At 64.2% G+C, this 22,758-nt stretch carries 26 protein-coding genes; 13 read left to right on the forward strand and 13 right to left on the reverse strand.

Features of this window, described 5'->3' with window-relative positions; genetic code table 11:
• Positions 1 to 4: 4 nt before the first annotated feature.
• Together LFT47_RS12085 and LFT47_RS12090 are read right to left on the reverse strand one after the other, a co-directional pair.
• Positions 5 to 790 carry a sulfite exporter TauE/SafE family protein gene (locus tag LFT47_RS12085; RefSeq protein WP_236811086.1) on the reverse strand — a complete coding sequence of 262 codons (786 nt, stop codon included), beginning with the start codon at positions 788 to 790 and terminating at the stop codon, positions 5 to 7.
• A 19-nt stretch (positions 791 to 809) separates the two neighbouring features.
• The gene (locus tag LFT47_RS12090; protein WP_059389255.1) at positions 810 to 1,595 is read right to left on the reverse strand and encodes an ABC transporter ATP-binding protein; all 786 of its coding nucleotides are present in this window, start codon (positions 1,593 to 1,595) and stop codon (positions 810 to 812) included.
• A gap of 125 nt (positions 1,596 to 1,720) precedes the next feature.
• On the opposite strand from LFT47_RS12090, the gene serB reads away from it, so the two are divergent.
• On the forward strand, positions 1,721 to 2,614 hold the full coding sequence (gene serB / locus LFT47_RS12095; RefSeq protein WP_236811088.1) for a phosphoserine phosphatase SerB: 894 nt from the start codon (positions 1,721 to 1,723) through the stop codon (positions 2,612 to 2,614).
• Positions 2,615 to 2,699: 85 nt separating this feature from the next.
• Here serB and LFT47_RS12100 read toward each other — a convergent pair whose 3' ends face one another.
• Positions 2,700 to 3,449, reverse strand: coding sequence for an SDR family oxidoreductase (locus LFT47_RS12100; protein ID WP_236811090.1), 750 nt, complete (start codon positions 3,447 to 3,449; stop codon positions 2,700 to 2,702).
• A gap of 88 nt (positions 3,450 to 3,537) precedes the next feature.
• The gene (locus LFT47_RS12105; protein ID WP_236811092.1) at positions 3,538 to 4,263 is read right to left on the reverse strand and encodes a beta-ketoacyl-ACP reductase; all 726 of its coding nucleotides are present in this window, start codon (positions 4,261 to 4,263) and stop codon (positions 3,538 to 3,540) included.
• Positions 4,264 to 4,416: 153 nt separating this feature from the next.
• Here LFT47_RS12105 and LFT47_RS12110 point away from each other — a divergent pair, with 153 nt between their 5' ends.
• From LFT47_RS12110 to LFT47_RS12130, 5 genes are all read left to right on the forward strand, one after another.
• Positions 4,417 to 4,938 carry a DUF3099 domain-containing protein gene (locus LFT47_RS12110; RefSeq protein ID WP_236811095.1) on the forward strand — a complete coding sequence of 174 codons (522 nt, stop codon included), beginning with the start codon at positions 4,417 to 4,419 and terminating at the stop codon, positions 4,936 to 4,938.
• Positions 4,935 to 5,213 carry a hypothetical protein gene (locus tag LFT47_RS12115; protein WP_236811096.1) on the forward strand — a complete coding sequence of 93 codons (279 nt, stop codon included), beginning with the start codon at positions 4,935 to 4,937 and terminating at the stop codon, positions 5,211 to 5,213. The genes LFT47_RS12110 and LFT47_RS12115 overlap by 4 nt, the downstream gene beginning before the upstream one ends.
• Entirely contained in the window at positions 5,214 to 6,068 is an 855-nt protein-coding gene (locus LFT47_RS12120; protein WP_236811097.1) for an SURF1 family cytochrome oxidase biogenesis protein, read from the forward strand. It begins immediately after the preceding gene.
• Positions 6,052 to 6,537: a YbaK/EbsC family protein gene (locus tag LFT47_RS12125; RefSeq protein WP_236811098.1), complete on the forward strand. Its 486-nt coding sequence runs from the start codon at positions 6,052 to 6,054 to the stop codon at positions 6,535 to 6,537. The genes LFT47_RS12120 and LFT47_RS12125 overlap by 17 nt, the downstream gene beginning before the upstream one ends.
• 91 nt (positions 6,538 to 6,628) lie before the next feature.
• A complete protein-coding gene (locus LFT47_RS12130; RefSeq protein ID WP_236811099.1) occupies positions 6,629 to 7,072 on the forward strand; it encodes an SRPBCC domain-containing protein in 444 nt (147 codons plus the stop codon).
• Positions 7,073 to 7,100: 28 nt separating this feature from the next.
• Here the strand turns inward: LFT47_RS12130 and LFT47_RS12135 are convergent, their stop codons facing one another.
• Positions 7,101 to 8,699, reverse strand: a complete 1,599-nt coding sequence (locus LFT47_RS12135; protein WP_236811100.1) for an ABC-F family ATP-binding cassette domain-containing protein — start codon at positions 8,697 to 8,699, stop codon at positions 7,101 to 7,103.
• Between the two features lie 224 nt (positions 8,700 to 8,923).
• Between LFT47_RS12135 and LFT47_RS12140 the strand changes: the two genes are divergently transcribed.
• The 4 genes from LFT47_RS12140 to LFT47_RS12155 all read left to right on the forward strand — a co-directional run bounded on the left by LFT47_RS12140 (position 8,924) and on the right by LFT47_RS12155 (position 11,843).
• Complete coding sequence (locus tag LFT47_RS12140; protein WP_236811101.1) at positions 8,924 to 9,700, forward strand: YrzE family protein; 777 nt, start codon at positions 8,924 to 8,926, stop codon at positions 9,698 to 9,700.
• A gap of 158 nt (positions 9,701 to 9,858) precedes the next feature.
• Positions 9,859 to 10,473, forward strand: coding sequence for a biotin transporter BioY (locus LFT47_RS12145; RefSeq protein WP_236811102.1), 615 nt, complete (start codon positions 9,859 to 9,861; stop codon positions 10,471 to 10,473).
• A gap of 18 nt (positions 10,474 to 10,491) precedes the next feature.
• Positions 10,492 to 11,223, forward strand: coding sequence for an energy-coupling factor ABC transporter ATP-binding protein (locus tag LFT47_RS12150; protein ID WP_236811110.1), 732 nt, complete (start codon positions 10,492 to 10,494; stop codon positions 11,221 to 11,223).
• The gene (locus tag LFT47_RS12155; RefSeq protein ID WP_236811112.1) at positions 11,220 to 11,843 is read left to right on the forward strand and encodes an energy-coupling factor transporter transmembrane component T family protein; all 624 of its coding nucleotides are present in this window, start codon (positions 11,220 to 11,222) and stop codon (positions 11,841 to 11,843) included. Before LFT47_RS12150 ends, LFT47_RS12155 begins: the two co-directional genes overlap by 4 nt.
• On the opposite strand, the gene LFT47_RS12160 is transcribed toward LFT47_RS12155, so the two are convergent.
• From LFT47_RS12160 to LFT47_RS12195, 8 genes are all read right to left on the reverse strand, one after another.
• Entirely contained in the window at positions 11,840 to 13,057 is a 1,218-nt protein-coding gene (locus tag LFT47_RS12160) for a thiolase family protein (protein ID WP_236811113.1), read from the reverse strand. The genes LFT47_RS12155 and LFT47_RS12160 overlap by 4 nt on opposite strands.
• Positions 13,050 to 14,459, reverse strand: a complete 1,410-nt coding sequence (locus tag LFT47_RS12165; protein ID WP_236811114.1) for a class I adenylate-forming enzyme family protein — start codon at positions 14,457 to 14,459, stop codon at positions 13,050 to 13,052. Before LFT47_RS12165 ends, LFT47_RS12160 begins: the two co-directional genes overlap by 8 nt.
• 143 nt (positions 14,460 to 14,602) lie before the next feature.
• On the reverse strand, positions 14,603 to 14,935 hold the full coding sequence (locus tag LFT47_RS12170; RefSeq protein WP_234749426.1) for a metal-sulfur cluster assembly factor: 333 nt from the start codon (positions 14,933 to 14,935) through the stop codon (positions 14,603 to 14,605).
• Positions 14,936 to 14,949: 14 nt separating this feature from the next.
• Positions 14,950 to 15,744 carry a Fe-S cluster assembly ATPase SufC gene (sufC, locus tag LFT47_RS12175; RefSeq protein ID WP_184735326.1) on the reverse strand — a complete coding sequence of 265 codons (795 nt, stop codon included), beginning with the start codon at positions 15,742 to 15,744 and terminating at the stop codon, positions 14,950 to 14,952.
• Between the two features lie 38 nt (positions 15,745 to 15,782).
• On the reverse strand, positions 15,783 to 16,139 hold the full coding sequence (locus LFT47_RS12180) for a non-heme iron oxygenase ferredoxin subunit (protein WP_184735328.1): 357 nt from the start codon (positions 16,137 to 16,139) through the stop codon (positions 15,783 to 15,785).
• A 26-nt stretch (positions 16,140 to 16,165) separates the two neighbouring features.
• Entirely contained in the window at positions 16,166 to 17,494 is a 1,329-nt protein-coding gene (sufD, locus tag LFT47_RS12185; RefSeq protein ID WP_236811115.1) for a Fe-S cluster assembly protein SufD, read from the reverse strand.
• 2 nt (positions 17,495 to 17,496) lie between these two features.
• Positions 17,497 to 18,972 carry a Fe-S cluster assembly protein SufB gene (gene sufB / locus LFT47_RS12190; RefSeq protein ID WP_234749436.1) on the reverse strand — a complete coding sequence of 492 codons (1,476 nt, stop codon included), beginning with the start codon at positions 18,970 to 18,972 and terminating at the stop codon, positions 17,497 to 17,499.
• Positions 18,973 to 18,983: 11 nt separating this feature from the next.
• Entirely contained in the window at positions 18,984 to 19,805 is an 822-nt protein-coding gene (locus tag LFT47_RS12195; RefSeq protein WP_442863392.1) for a helix-turn-helix transcriptional regulator, read from the reverse strand.
• Between the two features lie 110 nt (positions 19,806 to 19,915).
• Between LFT47_RS12195 and LFT47_RS12200 the strand changes: the two genes are divergently transcribed.
• The 3 genes from LFT47_RS12200 to LFT47_RS12210 are packed head-to-tail and all read left to right on the forward strand — an operon-like array spanning position 19,916 to position 22,658.
• The gene (locus LFT47_RS12200; protein WP_236811117.1) at positions 19,916 to 20,881 is read left to right on the forward strand and encodes an ABC transporter ATP-binding protein; all 966 of its coding nucleotides are present in this window, start codon (positions 19,916 to 19,918) and stop codon (positions 20,879 to 20,881) included.
• Entirely contained in the window at positions 20,878 to 21,654 is a 777-nt protein-coding gene (locus tag LFT47_RS12205; RefSeq protein ID WP_236811118.1) for an ABC transporter permease, read from the forward strand. The genes LFT47_RS12200 and LFT47_RS12205 overlap by 4 nt, the downstream gene beginning before the upstream one ends.
• Before the next feature lie 59 nt (positions 21,655 to 21,713).
• Positions 21,714 to 22,658, forward strand: coding sequence for a COX15/CtaA family protein (locus tag LFT47_RS12210; protein ID WP_236811119.1), 945 nt, complete (start codon positions 21,714 to 21,716; stop codon positions 22,656 to 22,658).
• Positions 22,659 to 22,758: the final 100 nt, after the last annotated feature.

A 22,758-nucleotide genomic window follows, 5' to 3' on the forward strand; every position in this document is an offset into this window, starting at 1 on the left:
GTTCCTATTTCAGCAAGTTGGCGATCATGAAGCCGAGTGCCACGATGCCAAGAGCGAAGATCACGATGCGCAGCGCGAGGGGCTTCAGGCGCCGTCCCACTTTGGAGCCCACCAGGCCGCCGATCAATGAACTGACCGCGATGACTGCCACCACCGGCCATTCGATCCGGCCAAAGGCAAACAGGAGGTAGGAGCACGCTGCCACCACGTTGACGGCCAACACCAGGATGTTCTTCATGGCGTTGGCGTTCTGGATGGTGCCGGTCATGAAGACACCCAGGATGCCGACAAGCAGGATGCCCTGGGCAGCGACGAAATAGCCGCCATAGACCCCGGCGAGGTACACCAGCGCCACGAGGATCACGGTGTGCCGCTTGTCGTGGATGGCGTGTTCCGGGTTGCCTGCCCGGTCCTGGACCCACCGTTGGAGTTTGGGCTGGAAGAGAACCATGAGCAGCGCGACCACGATCAGGATGGGAGCGGCGTAGTAGAAGACCTTCTCCGGGAGGTGCAGCAACAGCCAGGCACCCGTGATGCCCCCAAGCAGCGACGCCGGCAAGAGCCTGAGCAACTGCCTGCCCCGGCCCCTGAGTTCGTGGCGGTAGCCCCAGGCCCCTGTCACGTTGCCTGCCACGAGCCCCATGGCGTTGCTGATGGTCGCCGTGACGGGAGCGTAGCCCAGGGCGATGAGGACCGGGAAGGTCACCAGCGTGCCCGAGCCGACCACGCTGTTGATGGTTCCGGCCCACAAGCCCGCGAAAAAGATCAGGACGCCGCTAAGGATCTCCACTGCTTCTCGCTGCCCCGGCCTAGCGGCGGGCGGTGGCCGTGTAGCGGCCGGAGTTCTCGGTCACGTCCAGGGGGAGGCCAAAGGTGTTGCTGAGGTGTTCTGCTGTCAGGACTTCTTCGATAGGTCCGGCGGCAACCACGCCGCCGTCGCGAAGCAGCATGGCGTGGGTGAATCCCGGGGGAACTTCTTCAAGGTGGTGGGTCACGAGGACCATGGCGGGGGCGTCCTCGTCGCGGGCGAGCTCACCGAGTTTGTGGACGAGCTCTTCGCGTCCTCCGAGGTCCAGGCCGGCGGCCGGCTCGTCGAGCAGGAGCAGCTCGGGATCGGTCATGAGGGCCCGGGCGATCTGCACACGCTTGCGCTCGCCTTCGGAAAGCGAAGAGAAGGAGCGGTTCAAGAGCGGGCCCATCCCCCATTCGTTGAGGAGGCCGAAGGCGCGGCGTTCGTCGTCGCGCTCGTAGCCCTCGCGCCAGCGGCCGGTCACTCCGTAGGCAGCGGTGACCACAACGTTCAGCACGTTTTCCTGCTCCGGGATCTGGGTGGCCAGGGCCGCGGAGGAAAGGCCGATGCGCGGACGGAGCTCAAAGACGTCCACCCGGCCCAGCGTCTCGTCAAGGATCCCGGCTTTCCCGCTCGTGGGATGCATCCGGGCGGCGGCGATCTGGAGCAGAGTGGTCTTGCCGGCACCGTTGGGACCGAGGATGACCCAGCGTTCGCCTTCATTGACCTGCCAGTCAACCTTGTCCAGCAGGGTCTTGGTACCTCGGACAACGCTGACGGAAGCCAATTCAAGAACATCACTCATAGGAGTAGACACTAGGACAAAAATAGGGGCGATAGATAACCGGAACTTCGGTCACACTGTTTGCGGGACGCCTTGGATGAAACACGAGTTCGGACGGCGGTTCCGCGCTCGCTAAGATTGCAGCCATGAGTTCGAACTTGACCGCGGTCAGCTATGGCGTGAATTTGTCCCTTTCGGAGCTTGAACACCTGCGAAAGGTGCTGTCCGGCTCGGGGGCTTCCTTCACGTCGGAGTCGCGTTCGGGCGACGATCGCTTTGGGGTCTACACCATTGGCCTGGCCGTCGACGGGGCTACCGTCGCCGACTTGTCAGGCCTACGGCGCAGGGTCGCCGACGCCGCGGCACCGGGTATGGACACCGCTATCGTCGCCGACGCGCTGCGTGACGCTTCACGGAAGCTGCTGATCATGGATGTGGACTCCACCCTGATCCAGCAGGAAGTCATCGAACTACTGGCCGCGCACGCCGGCAAGCGCGAGGAAGTAGCGGCCGTGACTGAGGCCGCGATGCGCGGCGAACTGGACTTCGCGCAAAGCCTCCACGCCCGGGTGGCGGTCCTCGCAGGCCTGCCGTCCGCCGTCGTCGACGCCGTCCGCGCCGAGGTGCGCCTGAGCGAGGGCGCGGCGGAACTCGTGGCCGCTTTCAAGGCCGCCGGCCATGCGGTGGCGGTGGTGTCGGGCGGCTTCAACCAGATCCTGAGGCCCATCGCGGAGGAACTCGGCCTGGACTACTGGATCGCAAATGAACTTGAAATCGTCGACGGCTTCCTCACCGGCAAGGTCCTTGGCGACGTGATCGACCGCGCCGCCAAGGAGAAGTACCTTCGCGAGTGGGCAGCCGCCGAGGGAATCGACCTGGAGCACACCATCGCCGTGGGCGACGGCGCGAACGACCTCGACATGCTGGGCGCGGCGGGCATCGGTGTCGCGTTCAACGCCAAGCCTGCCGTCCGGGCGGTAGCTGATGCCGCCATCAACATGCCGTACCTGGACGCAGTCCGGCATATCGCCGGCGTTTAGCCCGCCGTCATGCGTCATGAAAAAGCGGCCCGGGACTGGCTGGTTCAGACAGTCCCGGGCCGCTCCTCTATGCGCTAAAAGATGATCAGGCGCTCTTGCCGAAGTAGTCGGCGCCACCGACGTACTCGGTGTGGCCGCTCTCGACGTCGGCCGTGGCCATCTTTGCCACCTCGGCGGCGAATTCCTCCACCGAGTACAGCTTGCCGGCCTCGGCCCGGCGGGCTTCAATGGCGCCCGGGTTGGAGCGGTCCAGCAGGGTCGCCGTCACGGTGCCCTCGATCATGTCGCCGGAAACCACCACGAGTGAGATGCCCTTGTCTGCCAGGTTCGGGAGCAGTTCGCGCAATGCGACTTCGCCCGCCCGCTTGCTGCGGGCAACGGGCTCGTACTCAGGCATCGTTGGAACACTCTCGACGAAGTGCGCCTGGTGGCTCGTGACGAAGACCACGCGGGAGCCTTCCGGCATCAACGGTACAGCGGCGTTGAGCATGTTGATCTGGGCGTCACGGTTCAGTTTGAGGGCGTAGTCCTCCTCCATGCCGGATTCCATGCCCCCGGAAGCGTTGAGCACGAGGACGTTCAGCGAACCGAATTCCTCCATGGCCGCGCTGGCCAGAGCCTGGACGCCTTCCTGCGTGGTCAAGTCAGCGCCGACGGCAACGGCACGGCCGCCAGCTGCCTGGATCTCGCCCACTACCTTGTTGGCCCGGGGGGCCTTCTGCCGGTAGTTGACGACGACGGCGGCGCCCTCGCCGGCCAGGATCTTGGCTACTTCAGCGCCGATGCCGCGTGAAGAACCGGTGACGATTGCCGTCTTGTTGTCCAGCAGTCCCATTCGTGCTCCTTTATTCAAAGCGTCCAACATGTTCAAAACATCCAAGTTCTCTTAGTCCCGAGTCAATCATGCCAGCGGGAACCCTGACCTAGTGGCCCATGCCCAGGCCGCCGTCCACGGGGATGACGGCACCGGAAATGTATGCGGCTTCGTCACTGGCAATCCAGCGGACCACGTTGGCGACCTCGGAAGCCTCGGCAAAGCGGCCTGCCGGAACGCTCGCCAAATACGCCTTCTGGGTGTCTTCGGGAAGCTCGGCGGTCATGTCAGTGTTGATGAAACCCGGTGCGACCACGTTGGCCGTGATGCCACGGCTGCCAAGTTCCCGGGTGAGGGAACGCGCGATGCCCACCATGCCCGCCTTCGAGGCCGAGTAGTTGATCTGTCCGGGGGCGCCGTAGAGGCCCGACACGGAGGAGATCAGCACAACCCGGCCCTTGCGCATGCGGATCATGCCTTTCGATGCCCGCTTGATGACCCGGAAGGCGCCCGTGAGGTTGGTGTCGATGACGGAAGTGAAGTCGTCCTCGCTCATGCGCAAAAGGAGCGTGTCCTTGGTGATGCCGGCGTTGGCTACCAAAACCTCGACCGGCCCGTGGGCAGCCTCGACTTCCGTGAACGCGGCGTCAAGCGAGGCCTCGTCCGTCACATCGGCCTTGACGCCAAGGATGCCCTCAGGGAGCGGTGTTTCGCTGCGGTACGTCACGGCGACCTTGTCGCCGTTGGCGAGGAATGACTCTGCGATCGCCAGGCCGATGCCCCGGTTTCCGCCCGTGATGAGGACACTGCGGGCGGTTGATACTGCTTCAGACATGCTGCTCTCCAGAGTTCCGCGACAGGACTGTGCCGCTTGAAAGTGGGTGATTTCCTGCATCGATCTTAGCCGCCGCGTGCGCCTGGCCGCGGGCAGCTGCGCCCGGCGCGGTTTGGGAGGCCCGTTCCGGGGTGAGAGAATTGAGGGAAGCCGTTGGAGCGTGATGAATCAGCCGTGACAAGAGATAGCAGTCCCCTGCAGGCGCCCGGGGACCCGGACGCCGTTTCAGGTGACCCCGTGGTGCACAGCATTACCGACGCCGCTGCCGCCCACTCGGACGACATGCGCGAACGAATGATCAAGTACGCCTTGGCGATGGGTATCCGTTTGGTGTGCCTGTTGCTCATTTTCGTGGTGGATGGCTGGTTCAAGATCATCGCGGTAGCTGGGGCCGTGTTCCTGCCCTGGATTGCCGTAGTGATCGCCAATGGCAGTGACAAGGCCGAAGTCCATAGCGACGCCTTGCTAGACTACGTCCCGGCCGTCGAGCTGGAAGCGTCACCACCTGCAGAAGGGGAGCCCGCCGAGGCGCCCGTCACCGTGTTGGAGGGCGAGCTCATCGACGACGCCGACGACTCCACACACCAGGACGCCTCCCGCCCGGAACCACATGACAACACCGGCGCCGGCAAGCGCCAATATCCACTCGGCGGGGAAGAACAGGCGGCTTCATGAACATCTTCACTATGGGCGGCCTTGGGCTGGACAATGAGCAGTATGCCGGCCAAGCCGGGACGCCTCCGGCTGTCTGCTCACGCAAGGCATGCCGTGCCGAGGCTACGTGGCAGCTCTTGTGGAACAATCCGCGCATCCACACTCCCGAGCGCCGCAAGGTGTGGCTGTCCTGCGAGGAGCACCGGGAATGGTTGGAAGATTACCTGCAGACCCGCGACCTTTGGAAAGAGACCATACCGTTCGCGAAGACCACTGACCCAGGCGAGGCCCGCTGAATGTACCGCTTTCTTTTTTCCAGCAAGTGGCTGGGCTATTTCGTCCTGGCCCTGATCTTCGCCACCGGCTGCGTTTTGCTGGGCCGCTGGCAAATGGATCGCAGGGCCGAAACGCTGGCCGAGATCAACCGCGTTGTGACCAACTACTCGGCAACTCCCCTTCCCTTCTCCGCCGCCAAGGCGGAATTCCAGTCCTTGGACCCCGAACGGGAATGGGCACAAGTTGAGCTTCACGGCAGGTATGACGTTTCGGGCCAACGCGTCGTCCGTAACCGTCCCCTCAACGGCCAGCCAGGGTACGAGGTAGTGGTCCCATTCCGATTGTCGAGCGGCGAAGCCGTAGTGGTTGACCGCGGATGGTTGCCCATCGGAAACAAGACTCCCGGCCACCCCGACAGCATCCCGGCCCCACCGGCTGGAGAGGTCACCGTCGTCGCGCGCCTTAAGGCCTCCGAACCGGATCTAGGCCGCGGCGCCGTGGACGGCCAGCTGGCATCCATCGACCTTCCTTCCTTTGCCACGGAGCTTGGCTATCCCATCATGACCGGCGCCTACGGGCAGCTCGCCACGGAATCGCCTGGCGTCCAGGTGATGCCCGCACCATTCGCCAAGCCGGCCACGGACGAGGGCACCCACCTCTCATACTCCTTGCAGTGGTTCGCCTTCGGCGTGCTGATGTTCGTCGGTTTCGGCTACGCAGCCAGGCAACAGGCCCGCAATGCCCGGATCGATGCCGAAGATGAGGAAGAAGAAATCAGCGCGATGCCTCGTCGCAAGGCACCCGCGCCACGGAAATCAAAGCGGCCAACGGCCGAAGAAGAGGAAGACGCAATCCTGGATGCACAAGGCTACTGAAACAATCCCGGCCCCCGTGCTGAACGTGAAGTCGGCCCTGACGGCGGCCGGAGCGCAAGATACGGTGCGCACCTTCGACGATGATGTCCCCACTGCGGCTGCGGCAGCTTCCTTGCTGGGTTGCGATATTGCGGCCATCGCCAACAGCCTGGTCTTCGAACTCGACGGCGCTCCGCTGTTGATTCTCGCGAGCGGGGCCGCGAAAGTGGACACCGCCCTGGTAGCGGCCTCCTTGGGGACGGCCAGGATCCGCCGGGCGAGCCCTGACTTCGTCTTGGAACACACCGGGCAGGCCGTAGGCGGCGTAGCTCCCCTTGGACACCCACAGCCCATACGAACCATCCTCGACATTTCGCTCGAGGAACATCCACTGCTCTGGGCAGGCGCGGGGGACCATAACTCGATGTTCTCCATCAGTTACAGCGAACTCCAGCGGATTACGGCCGCCCGGCCCCTCAAGGTCCGCTGAATCGGTAGTCCACCTGGTCATTGATCCCGCCAGTGTCATTGATCCGGCCAGTGCCGTTGATCCCCTCCGGCCTGGGGCTAGGCTGGTGAGCATGGCTGAATACACCTACGTCACGTACATCGAAGGCACCCCGGACCAGATTTGGACGGCACTGACGGACGCAGCCCAAAGCGCTGAGTACTGGGGCCACGCGAATGTCTCGGACTGGAAGGCAGGTTCGCGCTGGGAACACCGGCGCACGGACGGCTCCGGAACCGCCGACGTCGTGGGGACCATCCTGGAAGCAACGCCGCCGGCGCGCCTCGTGAACACGTGGGAGGATCCCGCGGTTCCAGCGGTGGTGAAGCCCGATGTGGTCACCTTCACCATCGAGTCACATGACGGCATCGCCAGGCTGACGGTCCATCACAGGAACATCGCCGACGACGAACAATTGGCGATTGCGGGCCGCGGCTGGTCGGCGGTCCTGTCCAATCTGAAAAGCTACATTGAACTAGGCCGCCCACTTGCCTCTGTGCCGTGGGAAATGCCCTGACGGCGTCGACATGCCCAGACCCGCACCCCTAAGCGAGGGTGATGAGGTCCAGGTAGTCTTCGTTCCAGTGGTCCTCGACGCCGTCCGGCAGCAGGACCACGCGTTCCGGGTTCAGCGCCTGCACGGCGCCTTCATCGTGGCTGACGAGCACGACGGCGCCGGAATAGTTTCGCAGTGCGCCAAGGATCTCGGCACGGCTGGCGGGGTCGAGGTTGTTGGTGGGTTCGTCCAGGAGCAGCACGTTGGCGCTCGAGGCCACGATCGTGGCGAGGGCCAGTCGCGTCTTCTCACCACCGGAAAGCACACCCGCCGGCTTGTCGACGTCGTCACCCGAGAACAGGAACGACCCCAGGATCCCGCGGACCTCTGCGTCTTTCATGTCCGGAGCGGATGAACGCATGTTCTCCAGGACGGTGCGGTCGTGGTCCAGGGTTTCGTGTTCCTGCGCGTAGTAGCCCACTTTGAGCCCGTGGCCAGGGACGATGTCGCCGGTGTCCGGCTTGTCCACGCCGGCGAGCATCCGCAGGAGGGTGGTCTTGCCTGCACCGTTGAGGCCCAGGATGACCACCTTGGAGCCACGGTCGATTGCCAGGTCCACGTCGGTGAAGATTTCGAGTGAGCCGTAGGACTTGCTCAAACCTTCTGCGGTGAGCGGAGTCTTGCCGCACGGAGCGGGATCCGGGAAACGCAAGGCTGCCACGCGGTCATTCTCGCGGACTGCTTCCAGGCCGCCGAGTAGCCGTTCGGCCCGCTTCGCCATGTTCTGCGCCGCCACTGCCTTGGTGGCCTTGGCACGCATCTTGTTGGCCTGGTCCATGAGGACCTGGGCCTTCTTCTCGGCGTTGGCGCGCTCGCGTTTGCGGGCACGCTCATCGGTTTCGCGCTGTTGGAGGTAGCGCTTCCACCCCATGTTGTAGAAGTCGATCTGCGCCCGGTTGGCGTCCAGGTGGTAAACCTTGTTGACCGTCGCTTCGAGGAGCTCCACGTCGTGGCTGATCACAATCAGCCCGCCCTGGTGGCTCTTCAGGAAGTCGCGGAGCCACGTGATGGAGTCCGCATCGAGGTGGTTGGTGGGTTCGTCCAGGAGGAGCGTTTCGGCGTCAGAGTAAAGGATCCTGGCCAGTTCCACACGGCGGCGCTGGCCGCCGGAGAGTGTCTTGAGCGGCTGGTTCAGGAGCCGCTCGGGAAGTGCCAGGTTGGAGGAAATGGCTGCGGCTTCGGCCTCGGCCGCATAGCCGCCTCCTGCGAGGAACTCGGCTTCCAGGCGGTCGTAGCGGTTCATGGCTTTGCGCTGGACTGTGGCATCTTCGCTGGACATGTCCGTTTGGGCCTGCTTGAGCTTGCCCACCACCACGTCAAGGCCGCGGGCGGAAAGGATGCGGTCGCGTGCCAGCTGTTCCATGTCCGGGGTCCGCGGATCCTGGGGCAGGTAGCCGATCTCACCACTGCGGGCAACCTTGCCGGCCGCGGGCAGTCCCTCACCGGCAAGGACGCGGGTGAGGGTCGTCTTGCCTGCACCGTTCCGGCCCACCAGTCCGATTTTGTCCCCCTTGTCCACGCGGAAGCTCACCTGGTCCATGAGCAGGCGGGCGCCGGCGCGCAGTTCGAGTTCCTGGACGGTAATCAATTCGGGGGATGCCTTTCAATGGGGAACACCCGCAGCACCGGAGGTCAAGGCGCGGCTGAAGTGGAGGGGCCGAACAAACGGCCTTTACGATTCTACCGCCCACCAGCTCGCTCGCTCGCCAGCGCCAAGGACGCCGGTGGATGATCCCGGAATAGTAAGTACCCTTGCTACTATTTTCGGCGCGTGGTTAGGTGAAGATAGGACGATTGCAAGGGAGACTCTCGATGAGCAGTGCAACAGGATCCGATGGCAAACACGTACGGGCTGACGGCAGCCAGGATGAAATCCCGTACGCCGCCGAACCACGGCGGGACCAGGTAGCCGATGCACGTGGGACGGGCCCCGTCTACCCTGACGACAGCTACGTCGGCAACACGAGCAGCTATCCCGTGGTTTCCCCCGCTTCAGACCCAAACGCCGCCACCCGTGAGACCGTCATCGCCCGCGAAAAGGAGCAGTTCGGCGGAATCAAGATCGGCTCGGCCTTCTTCGGCTGGCTGACCGCAACGGGTATGGCCGTGCTGCTGGTCGCCCTCGTGGCGGCGGCGGGGATCGCTGTCGGACTCGCGAACAACGCGAATGTCAGTGACGCGGCGAACCTGGCATCATCGCAGCCCGTCGGAGTCGCGGGGATCATCGCGCTCTTGGTGATCCTGTTCCTCTCCTATTATTGCGGCGGCTACGTTGCCGGACGCATGGCCCGGTTCAACGGCATCAAGCAGGGGCTCATGGTCTGGTTTTGGGCAATTATCGTTGCCGTGCTGGTGGCGTTGCTGGGGTTGTTCGCCGGACCGCGGTTCAATATCCTCGCCACCGTGAACAGTTTCCCGAGGATTCCGGTGAATGAGGGACAGCTGAGCACCATCGGCATCATCGCCGCACTCGTAGTAGCAGCAGTGACCCTCATCGCCGCAGCACTCGGCGGACTGGCCGGCATGCATTACCACCGCAGGGTGGACCGCGCGGGCTTCACTCCACCAGCAGAGGACGTCGAGGCTTAGGCAAGGCGGCTCCGGCCGCCGACAGGGCCGCTCTTTGTACCTTGGCCCCAAGGCCTTGCTGTGCTCCTGGTGGACACCCTACAAAATTCCCGATCATGCTGCTCTGTAGTGTCGGTTTCAGGGGATTCATTCCGCCCCAGGCACAGACAGGACACACCATGAGCAGCACCGAAACCGCATCCACGCGACGAACCCCTCCCCGCGCCCGCTGGACCTCCACGGACATCGGCCTCATCGCGGTATTCGCCGCACTCGTGGCCGCCTCAACGCTGATTCCGGGCATTCCGGTCGGCTCCTTGGGCGTACCGATCACCCTGCAGACCCTCACTGTCATCCTGACCGGCCTCGTGCTCGGCGGCGGGCGGGCCTTTGCCGCCGTCGGGCTTTACACCCTGCTCGGTTTCGCAGGACTGCCGATCTTCAGCGGGGGCCGGAGCGGGCTCGGTATCCTGGCAACACCGTCGGCCGGCTACATCATCGCTTTTCCCTTGGCGGCGGCCGTCACCGGCTGGTTGGCGGCGATCGTGATCCGCAAGACAGTCAAGTACCGGGCCGTTTTCCTGTTTGCCGCAGCCATGATCAGCACCATCGTCCTCATTCACGGCCTCGGAGTGCTTGGCTTCATGGTCAATGGCAAGTTCGACTTCGCCAAGGCGTTCCTGGCCGACCTTCCCTACTACCCCGGGGACACTATCAAGAACGTCCTCGCTGCGATCATCGCCGTCTCGCTCCACAAGGCCTTCCCGGACATCCTGGTCCGCCGCGTCAAATAGAGCGGGCACAATCAGGACATGAACACCATCATTCTCAGCGACGTCTCAGTGCGCGTAGCCGTCGACGGCCGCGCGGCACCCAGGACTTTACTGCAGGACGTCTCGTTGGAACTCACTGAGCAACGCATTGCGGTCATCGGGGCCAATGGCTCGGGAAAGTCCACCCTGCTGCGCTTGCTCAACGGCCTGGTGGCTCCCAGCGAAGGTACCGTCAGCATCAACGGCGCAGACAGCATGCGGGACGTTCGCCAGGTCCGCGGCCAGGTGGGTTTCGTCTTTACCGATCCCTTGTCGCAACTGGTCATGCCAACCGGGCGGGAAGATGTTGAACTCTCTTTGCGCCGTTCCATCAAGAACTCCAAAGAGCGTGCGGCCCGGGCAGAAGCTGTCCTGCAACGGTTCGGGATCCTGGACCTCGCGGACCAGAGTATTTACGAGCTCTCCGGCGGCGAACGGCAGCTGCTCGCCCTCGCGGCCGTCCTCGCGGTGAATCCCGCCGTCCTGGTCCTCGACGAGCCTTCAACGCTGTTGGACCTGCGCAACCGGGAGCTGCTCAGGCGCACGCTTGCGGGCCTGGAGCAGCAGATCATCATGTCCACCCACGATCTCGACCTTGCCCTCGAGGCGGACCGCGCGTTGGTCGTGGATTGCGGACGGATAGTGTTCGACGGCGGAGCAGCCGCCGCCGTCGAACACTACCGCGCGCTTTGTGCCGCTGAGCCCGCACAAGGCAAGGTGCAGGCGACGTGAGGGCCCACGGGGTGCTGATCCCCAACTATGTGCGGGGCAACTCGATCGTGCACCGCACTCCCCTGTGGCTCAAATTTCTCCTGGTTGCCGGCTGCGGCCTGGCATCGTTCCTGATTGTCGACTGGCTTGTCTCGGCCGCCGTCCTTGCCGTGATGTGCGGGCTTTTCCTGTTGAGCGGCGCGGGACTCAAACGCCTCGCGCGTTCCGTGTGGCTCGTGACGCCCATCCTCGTTGCGATCGGCGCCGTCCAATGGTGGCAGCTGGGCGGCCCCGTTGCCGCGCGGATCGTGCTCAATGTGCTGGTCTGCGTCGTCGCGGCGTCGGTACTGACGGTCACGACTCCGGTGCAGGCATTGCTGGACGGGGTGGTTGCCCTGTCCAAGCCCTTCCAGCGTTTCGGGGCCGACCCTGAGCGCTTCGCGCTGACCATCGCCATCATGCTGCGCAGCCTTCCGTTCATTGCCGGCGCATTCTCCGATGTCCGTGACTCGGCCCGGGCTCGGGGGCTTGAACGCAATCCCCGCGCCTTGGTCTTGCCGGTTTTCATCACCACTGTTGCCTATGCGCGGCAGACCGGCGACGCACTCGCCGCGCGCGGTCTGGGCGACGCCGAAGACTAATCGCCCCGCAGCTGTGAGTAGCGGAACATTGCCGCTGTGCCCATTCCACCTGCGATGCTGATCATCGCCAGCGCCAGGCTCTCCCTGCCCGGCTGCGCTTCGGCCATCCGGCGGGCCTGGGCCAGCAGCCGCGTCACCAGGACAGCCCCCGACGCACCGTAGGCGTGTCCCAAGGCCAGCGCTCCGCCGTCGAGGTTCGCCCGTGCCGGTTCCACACCCAACGCGTCGAGGCATGCGAGTGTCTGCGAAGCGAATGCCTCGTTGAATTCCACGAGGTCCAGTTCCCCGGGCTCAAGATCAAGCTCGGCCAGCAACCGTTTCGCCGCCACTGAAGCTCCGATGCCCAGCAGTTCCGGGTCCACGCCTGCGGTGTCGCAGCCCAGAACAAGCAAGCCGTCGGCGGCGCCAAGTTGCCGGGCCCGTTGCAGAGAAGTGATAACGACGGCGGAGGCCCCGTCCGCGTCGACGCACGAGTTTCCGGCTGTCACGGTGCCGCCCGGTACGAACGCCGGCGGGAATCGGGCCATGAGTCCGGCCCTGAGGGACGCCCGGGGTCCGTCATCCGCCTGCACCACGGCGCCGGTGGCTTCCAAGGGAACAATTTCCGGGGCGAATGCACCAGCGGCGCTAGCCGCGACCGCACGCTGGTGACTGCGCAGGGCGAACTCGTCCTGTCGTTCGCGGCTGACGAAGAATTCCCGCGCCACATTTTCAGCAGCCACCCCCATGTCCGGGTCCCCGAACTCGGGCGGTACAAAGGTGGCCCGGGTGTAGAAGTCCGGCCCGCCGTCGAGGCCCAGGTTTCGCCTGGCACGCAGCGGGGCAGTACTGATACTCTCCACTCCCCCGGCCAGGAAGACGCCATTGCCGCCCGCGGCCACGAGCCGGGACGCCAGGGCGATGGCGTCGAGCCCGGAACCGCACTGACGGTCCACCGTCAGTCCGGGGACCCCCACGGGCAACCCCGCGTGCAATGCGGCATACCGGGCCAGGTTTCCGCCCCCGCCCACCGCATTGCCGATCACGACGTCGCTGACGTCCGAACCGGCAACACCCGTGGCTGTCAGCAGTGAACGCAGGACCGGGGAGAGGAGCTCCTCGGCGCGAAGCGACTTCAGTTGTCCGTTGGCGCGGCAAATGGGCGTACGCAGGGCGGCAATGATCACCGGCTGGCGCGAAGGGTCCAGCCCGGTGCCCGGCTCGCGGCTAGGCAAGTGGTTTCGCCCGCGGATCGCTGTTCTCAATCCAGTCGAGCAACATCTGGCGGCTGACCTTCCCGCGGTCCGTCACGGGCAATTCGGACAGCGTGAAATACCGCTGGGGTCGCTTGTCCCGGGCGAGCAAACCGTCCAGGCCCGTCTTCACCTGGGTTGCCGTCACCGAACCGTAGGCCGGAACGATTCCTGCGACAACTTTCTGGCCCCGGACTTCGTCCGGCATTCCGGCCGCGACGGCCGCCGAGACCCCGGGGACCGATGCCAAGGCAAGCTCCACCTCATGGGGATAGACATTCCTCCCGGAGGTGATGATCATGTCGGATCGACGGCCGAGGATATGCAGGACACCGGAGTCCACATAGCCCTGGTCCCCCACCGTGTACCAACCGTCAAAGCACCGCAGCGCCTGGCCGTCGTCGCCCCACAAATACCCATTGCTGACCATGCCGGAGCGGACGCAGATGTTCCCGTCGGCCCCTTCGGGCCGCTCCGCGCCGTCGTCGTCCAGTATCTTGAGTTCGACGCCGGGAAACGGTCTGCCGATTCCGGTGCCGCCGACGTCGAGCGGTTCACCGGCGGCAAGGCGCGTTCCGGAAACGAAACTCAGCTCGGACGCACCGTAATACTCGAAAATGGCCGCGTTGGGCGCCCAACGCCTGGCGGCCTCAAGGGTGCGGGCGTCCAGCTTCGAGCCTGCGCAGATGATGCTCCGCACGCCGGATGCGTCCACGCCTCCGGCCAGTCCGCGCTCGCTCAGCAGCCGCAGCATGGTGGGCACGAGGACCAGGCGGGTGACGCCGTCATAACTGATGGCTGCGTGGACATCGCCCACGTCGAAGGTCTCCATGGTGTGGAAGGCCGCCCCGGCGTACAGGCATTCGGACAGGGCGTACAGGTTCAAGCTCGCGGCCAGCGGTCCGGGCGCGAGGGTCCTGTCCTCCGGTGTCAGCCCGAAGAATTCGATGGAGGCGTCAAACGAGACCTGCCACGAACGCCGTGAACGGGTGAAGGCTTTGGGTACGGACGTGGTTCCGGACGTCAGGCCGATCAGGAACGTGGTGTCCGCATGGCCGTCGGACAGCTCGTCGCCTATGGCGGGCAGGGGGCCGGTGGCGGGCCTGGCTTCTCCGATCCTCTGGGTGACCTCATCGATCATGGCTTGCGGCCACAACGGGTCGACCACGGCGCAGCGCCGTCCGCCGGCCACGGCGGCCGTGTACGCCACCACGAAGTCCAGGGAATTGGGCTCGGCGAGTACCGTCGTCGCGGCCGTCTCCCCGAGACGCAAGGTTGCGGCGTCCCGAAGGTCAGCCCAGTTGAGCCGCTTGCCGCCAACGACGACGGCGGTGTCGTCGGGGCGTTCATCGGCCCAGAGCTGAAGTTTGTCCAGGAACGGCATCATAGAATTTTAGCCCCTGCCGCGGGTCCGCGGCTCTCTGTGACGCCACAAGTGCAGTGGGGAAATTGGGGTACGACGACGGCCGGCCACCTTCGCAAGAAGGTAACCGGCCGTCGTCGTAATCCAAGCAGGCGGTGGGGACTTTAGATGTTGAACCCGAGGGCCCGCATCTGGTCCTTGCCGTCGTCCGTGATCCGCTCGGGACCCCATGGCGGCATCCATACCCAGTTGAGGCGCCAGTCGTCGACGATGCCGTCGAGGGACTGGCCGACCTGCTCTTCGAGGACATCCGTCAGCGGACAGGCCGCGGTCGTCAGCGTCATGTCGATGAGCAGAGCCCCGTCGTCTTCCGAGTATTTCAGACCGTAGAGCAGCCCAAGGTCCACCACGTTGACACCGAGTTCCGGGTCAATGACATCCTTGAGCGCCTCCTCGACGTCCTCGAGGCTGGTGCGAGCCGCGTTGATTTCGGTCATGGCGGGAGTCCTAACTAGGCCTGTGCTGCTGCGGCAGCAGCAATGGTGGCTGCGCCGGCGCCCGTGGCGTAACGGTCGTAGCCTTCTTCTTCGAGGCGGTCGGCCAATTCAGGGCCGCCCTCTTCGACAACCTGGCCATCAACAAACACGTGGACGAAGTCCGGCTTGATGTAGCGCAGGATGCGGGTGTAGTGGGTGATGAGCAGGGTACCCATGTTGCCCGTGGCGTGGGCGCGGTTGACGCCCTCGGAGACGACCTTGAGCGCGTCGACGTCCAAGCCGGAGTCGGTCTCGTCGAGCACGGCGAACTTCGGCTTGAAGAGTTCGAGCTGGAGGATCTCCACGCGCTTCTTCTCGCCGCCGGAGAAGCCCTCGTTGACGTTGCGCTGTGCGAAGTCGGCGTCGATGCGCAGCTGCTGCATGGCCGCCTTGACGTCCTTGGTCCAGGTGCGGAGGGCAGGTGCTTCGCCGTCGATTGCCGTCTTGGCGGTGCGCAGGAAGTTGGTCATGGTGACGCCCGGAACCTCCACGGGGTACTGCATGGCCAGGAAGACGCCTGCACGGGCGCGCTGGTCAACGCTCATGGCCAATACGTCTTCGCCGTCGAGCGTGATGGTGCCCCTCGTGACGTTGTAGCGCGGGTGGCCGGCGATGGTGGACGCCAGGGTGGACTTGCCCGAACCGTTGGGACCCATGATTGCGTGGGTCTCGCCGGTCTTGATGGTCAGGCTGACGCCCTTCAGGATCTCCTTGGTGCCCTGCTCCGTCTCGATGCTGACGTGCAGGTCCTTGATCTCAAGAGTAGACATGCTCTTCTTTCTTTCGTAAGTCTTTAGGCACTTGGCGCTCAGTAGTTCTGTACTGAGGCGCCGTTCACAACGTTGGTCACGTCCACGTAGACGTCGTCACCGTCGAGGGTGACGGCGAAGACCGGGACGGGGTCATAGGCAGGGAGCTGCAAGGGCTGTCCGGTGCGGAGATCGAACTGCGAGCCATGGCCCCAGCATTCGATCGCGCAGCCTTCGATTTCACCCTCGGCGAGCGAAATGTCCGCATGCGAGCAGGTGTCGCCGATGGCGTGGATCTGTCCCATCGAATCCTTGACGATGGCTACGGGGTAGTCATCGATCAGGATGCGCAGCGCCTGCTTGACCTGGATCTCGTTGGCGTTGCATACCAGTTCGCCTTGTGGCTGTTCGCTCATAGTCTGTTTTCCCTGCTTGGCTTGAATTAGTTGTCGCTCGCGGCGAGCTCACGCTCAACAGCTTCGGTGAGGCGCTCTTCGAGTGCCGGTACCTTGATCTGCTGGATGATCTCGTTGAGGAAGCCACGGACCACCAGACGGCGGGCGACGTCTTCAGGGATGCCGCGTGCCATGAGGTAGAACAAGTGCTCGTCATCGAAGCGGCCGGTGGCGCTGGCGTGGCCGGCACCCTCGATCAGGCCGGTTTCGATTTCCAGGTTCGGCACCGAGTCGGCACGTGCACCGTCCGTGAGGACCAGGTTGCGGTTGGCCTCGTAGGTATCCGTTCCTTCGGCTTCCTTGCGGATGAGGACGTCGCCAACCCACACGGTGTGCGCGTTGCGGCCTTGCAGGGCGCCCTTGTACAGGACGTTCGACTTACAGTTGGCCACTGCGTGGTCAACAAACAGGCGCTGCTCGAGGTGCTGGCCGGCGTCGGCGAAGTACAAGCCGAACATCTCGGCTTCCGCGCCCGGCCCGGTGAAGCGCGTGGACGGAGTCATGCGCACGACGTCGCCGCCGAGGCTGACGACGATGTGCTTGAACTTGGCGTCACGGCCCAGCTTGGCCTGCTGCGAAGAGGCGTGAACGGCGTCGTCGTTCCATTCCTGGAGCGAGATGACCGTCAGGTCCGCGCCGTCTTCGACAAGGATTTCGACGTTCTCCGAAACGATCGCACTGCCCTGGTGGTCCAGGACGATCCGGGACTTGGAGAAGCGGCCTGCCACGATCACGATGTGCTGGGCGGAAGCTTCAGTGGAGGTGCCGGTCAGCAGGACGGACACTTCGCCGTCGAGCTGGAGCTCGGCGGGCACCGTGATGACGGTGGCCTCGGTGAAGTTCTCCCAGGCATTGGCGGACACGCGGTCCTCCGGAATGGCAGCGGAGCCGATGCGGACGTCGTCCCGCCCCACGGTCTCGACGACGACGCCCTCCGGGGCGGTAACGGCGACCGACGGTGCCGAACCGGAGAGGACCTCGTTGTGAAGGCCGCGAAGCCGCTTGAGCGGGGTGAAGCGCCAGTCTTCTTCCAACCCGGTGAGGGGCTTGAAGTCAGCCAGTTTGTACGAGGTCAGACGACCTGCGCGCGAACTGTCCGGGATTCCAACGCCGCCGCCGTGGGAGTGGCTCTTGGCCGAGGCGCCCGCGAGCGGTCCGGCTGAAGGTGCCTGTGCCGACGTCTTTTCCGAGGTGGACGACGTGTTGGTACCGGTGTTGACCGGTGAGAGGTTCTCGCCCTCTTCGGTGAATCCGTCGATAAACGGCTTGGCCGATGGCGCGCCGATGCGGGCCTTTTCAGTAGTGATTTCAGTCATTGCTAACCGACGGATCCTTCCATCTGCAGTTCAATCAGGCGGTTGAGTTCAAGGGCGTATTCCATTGGCAACTCACGGGCAATCGGCTCAATGAAGCCGCGCACGATCATGGCCATGGCCTCGTCCTCGGGCATACCGCGAGACATCAGATAGAAGAGCTGCTCCTCACTGACTCGGGAAACGGTGGCCTCGTGACCCATCACCACGTCATCCTCGCGGATGTCGATGTAAGGATAGGTGTCGGAACGGGAAATGGTGTCTACCAACAAGGCGTCGCAACGCACGGTGTTGGCGGAGTGCTTGGCGCCTTCGCGGACCTGGACCAGGCCGCGGTAGGCTGCACGACCACCGCCGCGGGCCACGGACTTGGAAATAATGGAGCTCTTGGTGTTCGGCGCGATGTGGACCATCTTCGAGCCGGTGTCCTGGTGCTGGCCTTCGCCGGCGAAGGCGATGGACAGGGTCTCACCCTTGGCGTGCTCGCCGACGAGGTAGACAGCCGGGTACTTCATGGTCACCTTGGAACCGATGTTGCCATCGATCCATTCCATGGTGGCGCCTTCTTCGCAGATGGCGCGCTTGGTAACCAGGTTGTACACATTGGTGGACCAGTTCTGGATGGTCGTGTAACGGACGCGGGCGCCCTTCTTCACGATGATTTCCACCACGGCGGAGTGCAGGGAGTCCGATGTGTAGATCGGAGCGGTGCAGCCTTCGATGTAGTGGACGTAGGAGTCCTCGTCCGCAATGATCAGGGTGCGCTCGAACTGGCCCATGTTCTCGGTGTTGATGCGGAAGTACGCCTGCAGCGGGATGTCAACGTGGACGCCCTTGGGAACGTACACGAACGAACCGCCGGACCACACGGCCGTGTTCAGCGACGCGAACTTGTTGTCACCCACCGGAATGATGGTGCCGAAGTATTCCTGGAAGATCTCCGGGTGCTCTCGGAGCGCGGTGTCGGTGTCCAGGAAGATAACGCCCTGTGCTTCCAGGTCCTCGCGGATCTGGTGGTACACGACCTCGGACTCGTACTGCGCGGCCACGCCGGACACGAGGCGGCTGCGCTCGGCTTCCGGGATACCCAGCTTCTCGTAGGTGTTCCGGATGTCCTCGGGGAGGTCTTCCCACGTGGCAGCCTGCTTCTCCGTGGAGCGCACGAAGTACTTGATGTTGTCGAAGTCAATACCGGAGAGGTCTGCACCCCAGGTGGGCATCGGCTTGCGGTCGAAGTACTTCAAGCCCTTCAGGCGGAGGTCCAGCATCCACTGCGGCTCGCTCTTCTTGGCCGAAATGTCGCGGACTACCTCTTCGTTGAGACCACGGCGTGCGTTCGCGCCGACGTCGTTCTTGTCAGCCCATCCGTACTCGTAGGTGCCAATACCGTGCAGCTCGGGATTCTTCTCCAGAATCTCCGAGATCACAGCACCGTCAGCTAGCGCTTTCTCTGCTGTTCCTTCAGCTAATTGACCCGTCATCACGGCCTTTCTTACTGATTGTTGGATTCGACATGGGGCGCGGCCGGCAGCTTCGGAAACCCGAGGGCCTCCTTGGCGGCTGGCCTGCCTGTAGGAATGTGGGTGGTGCAGACATGCCCGCCCTGCGCGAGAGTGGAGAGCCTGCGGACATCGACGCCGACCAAACGGGAAAATAGTTCGGTCTCAGTGTCGCAAAAAACGGGAAATTCGGCGGCGAGCTGTTGGATGGGGCAATGGCCTTGGCACAGCTGGACGCTTGAGAGGGAAGCGGGCAAAGGCGCCTTGGTCTCAATCGACGCGGCCGATGCGACGTATCCGTCCCTGCTCAGTGCCTTGGACAGCGCCACAGCGCGCGCCGCAATGTCGGAGCCCGCCAGGTCGACTTCCGGTGCGTAGCGCTGTTCCATCTCGGCGAAGCGCTCTACTACATAGTCCCTCACAGCTTCTTCGCCTGCGAGGTCCCGGAGCCTCCGCAACGCAGAACTGGCAATGTTCAGGTAGTCGTCCCCGAGCTTCGACTGCCCTTGGGAGCTGAGGACATAGCGACGGGCCGGCCGGCCTGCACCGGCACCCGCCTTCGCCACGCGTTTTACCTCGATGACCCCTGCGCGCTGAAGGTGATCCAGGTGGCGGCGGACGGCTGCAGGGGTGAAGCCGAGCAGGTCGCCAAGTTCAGCCGCACTGACAGGGCCATGCTCCAGCACCGCGTTGAGAACACGGTCCCGGGTACGGTCTTCCGCGTCAGCCACGCCAACGGCAGTGCCACCGGGCACTGGCACAACAGCGCTGTGCCCTGCGAGCGGCCCTGCGGGCACGGAAACAGAACTCCTCATGGAATACACAACACAATCATGTCGTAATTTAGTCCGAGCATCCAGTAAGGCAAGGCTGGCCTGCGGGGCCTTGCCCGTCGCACCCCTACTACTTCACGTAGAATACTCTGGTGCGATCCCCCGAATCCCCTGTCCTCACCATCGATGGACTCATCAAGGACGTTGGCCCGCTGGCTTCCCTTGACGGCAAGATGCTCCGGGTAGTCAGCGGATTGTCGATGTTCGCAGAACGCGGCCAGATCACCGCCTTGCTGGGTGCCAACGGTGCGGGAAAGACAACAACCCTCGAGTGCGCGCAAGGACTTCAAAAGCGTACGGGCGGCCGCATCGAACTCCTCGGCGAAGACCCTGACACAGCGGGGGCGAACCTTCGTTCACGCGTCGGCGTGATGCTGCAGGACGGCGGCCTCCCGCCGTCGGCCCGTCCCATCCCCTTGCTTCGGCACATTGCCGGCATGTACGAAAACCCGCTTCCCTTGGACGGACTCGTAGAGCGGCTGGGGATCGACACGTTCAGCCGCACCGGCGTCCGGCGCTTGTCCGGCGGCCAAAAGCAACGGCTCTCGCTTGCGGCTGCCTTGATCGGCAACCCCGAAGTCCTGTTCCTTGACGAGCCAAGCGCGGGACTCGATCCCCAGTCCCGCCAAATCGTCTTTGAACTCATCGCCGAACTGCGGGATGCCGGCATGGGTATCATCCTCACCACGCACCTCATGGATGATGCCCAGAGGCTCGCGGACTACGTTTACATCATCGACGCCGGTCACAACGTCGCAGAGGGCACCGTCGCCGACCTGTTGGTTCACGGCCATGAGGCCATGGACGGGGTGACCGAACGCACCCTGTTCTTTGATGCCCCGGCCGGCCTCGACATTGCCGCAGCCATCGGCAACGAACTAACTGTCACCGAAAGCCGGGCGGGCAGCTACGCGATCGCAGGCACGCTGACGCCGGAGCATCTGGCGAAGCTCACGGCCTGGTGGGCCGAGAAGGGCATCATGCCGGCGTCCCTCCGCTTGGAGGCGCGCAGCTTGGAAGACGTATTCCTGGACATTTCCGGAAGGGACATCCGATGACCGGCGCAACCCGCTCCGTCCGCACACCCCACGCCGGACCCGCGCCGTTGATGCGCAGGATCCTGCTGCAGGGCCGCTACGAAACCTTGACCATGATCCGGAACGGTGAACAGCTGATCCTCGCGGTGATCATGCCCTTGCTGGCTTTGGTGGGACTCACCGTCACGCCGCTGCTTGATGGCTTGGGCGCCAGTCGCGTGGACATAGCGACGCCGGGCGTTCTCGCCCTCTGTGCCATGTCCACGGCATTCACCGGCCAGGGTATCGCCACGGGCTTCGATCGCCGCTACGGCGTGCTCCGCTTCCTCTCGACCACTCCCTTGGGCCGGACCGGCCTCATCGCAGGCAAGATCATCGCCGTCTTGGCCGTCCTGGTTCTCCAGGTCCTGGCGATCGGCGCCGTGGCCGCTTTGCTGGGCTGGCATCCGCGCCCCGAAGGCTGGCTTCCCGGCCTGGGGCTTTTGGTTCTCGGTGCTGCGGCTTTCACCGCGCTCGGGCTCTTGGTTGCAGGCACCGTCCGGCCGGAAGCAACCCTCGCCATCACCAACCTGCTCTGGATCCTGCTGGGCGCCCTCGGCGGAATCGTGGTTCCTGCCGAGCGCTTGCCGGAGCTGGCACAGAACATAGTGCACTTCCTGCCCTCGGGTGCCCTGGGGCAGTCGCTCAGGGACGCTTTCCTCCATGGCAGTGTGTCCCTGCCTTACCTTCTTGTGCTGCTCCTGTGGACGATCGTCCCTGGCGCTGCCGCCGTCCGCTGGTTCAAATGGAACTGAGCGTCCTGTCGTGGAACTGAACCGTCAGCGTGAATTGAGTACTGAGAATTGAGAAAACTGTGAGCACGGCTTCCCGCCTCCCGAAGTCCATCCAGCAGTTGACCGCCAAGCTCCCCACGGAGGTCAATAGCACCATCCTCAGGCTGGCCATGTTGTCCCTGATCGGCCAGGTGGTCCTGGTGGTCACCGGCGGCGCGGTCCGGCTGACATCCTCGGGGCTCGGCTGCCCGACATGGCCACGCTGCACCAGCGGTTCCCTGGTGAACACGCCGGAGATGGGCATCCACGGCTTCATCGAATTCGGCAACCGCATGCTGACCTTCGCCTTGGCGGCAGTCGCCGTCCTGATGCTGGTGTATTTGTGGAACCTCCGCAAGGAACGCCGAGACCTTTTCCTCCTGGCGGTGGGCCTGCTCGCCAGCATTCCGGCACAAGCCATCATTGGCGGCATCACCGTGCTGTCCAATCTGAACCCCTGGGTTGTCGGACTGCACTTCCTGGTTTCCATGGCCCTCGTCGTCTTCTCCACGCTCCTTGTCAACCGCGCCTATGGCCGGACCGGCCGCTTCATGAAACGGCCGTTGGCAGCGATTCCTGGCGCCATGAGCCCCGTCATGACCGCCGTCGCGTTCTTTTCGGCAGTTGCGGTGTGCCTCGGCGTCGTGGTGACCGGCGCCGGACCCCACGCCGGGGACGCCAACGCGCCGCGGAACGGCATCGACTGGGATCTCTTCTCGCACATCCACGCAGTGCCGGCATACCTCATCACGGCCGGAGCCGTCTTCGCCGTCTACTTCGTCCTGCGCAAGGGAATCACCGGCCCCTTCCGCACCGCGGCGCTGCTGCTGCTCGGCGTGACGCTCCTGCAGGCCGTCATTGGCTTTGCCCAGTACTACAACGGCATCCCCGCCCTCCTGGTAGGCGCCCACATGTTGGGGGCCGCCCTGCTCATGAGTGCCGCCACGAACGCGGCGGATGTGGCACGGTTCAGCCCGAAGCTCTAGCCCCTGGCGGCTGATGGCCTCTGCCTAAGCCACCAAAGGGAAGACCCTCCTTCACGTCATGCGACGTGAAGGAGGGTCTTCTGTTTTATCCCCGAAGGTG

The sequence above is a fragment of the Arthrobacter sp. FW306-2-2C-D06B genome, assembly GCF_021789175.1.
Classification (GTDB): domain Bacteria; phylum Actinomycetota; class Actinomycetes; order Actinomycetales; family Micrococcaceae; genus Arthrobacter.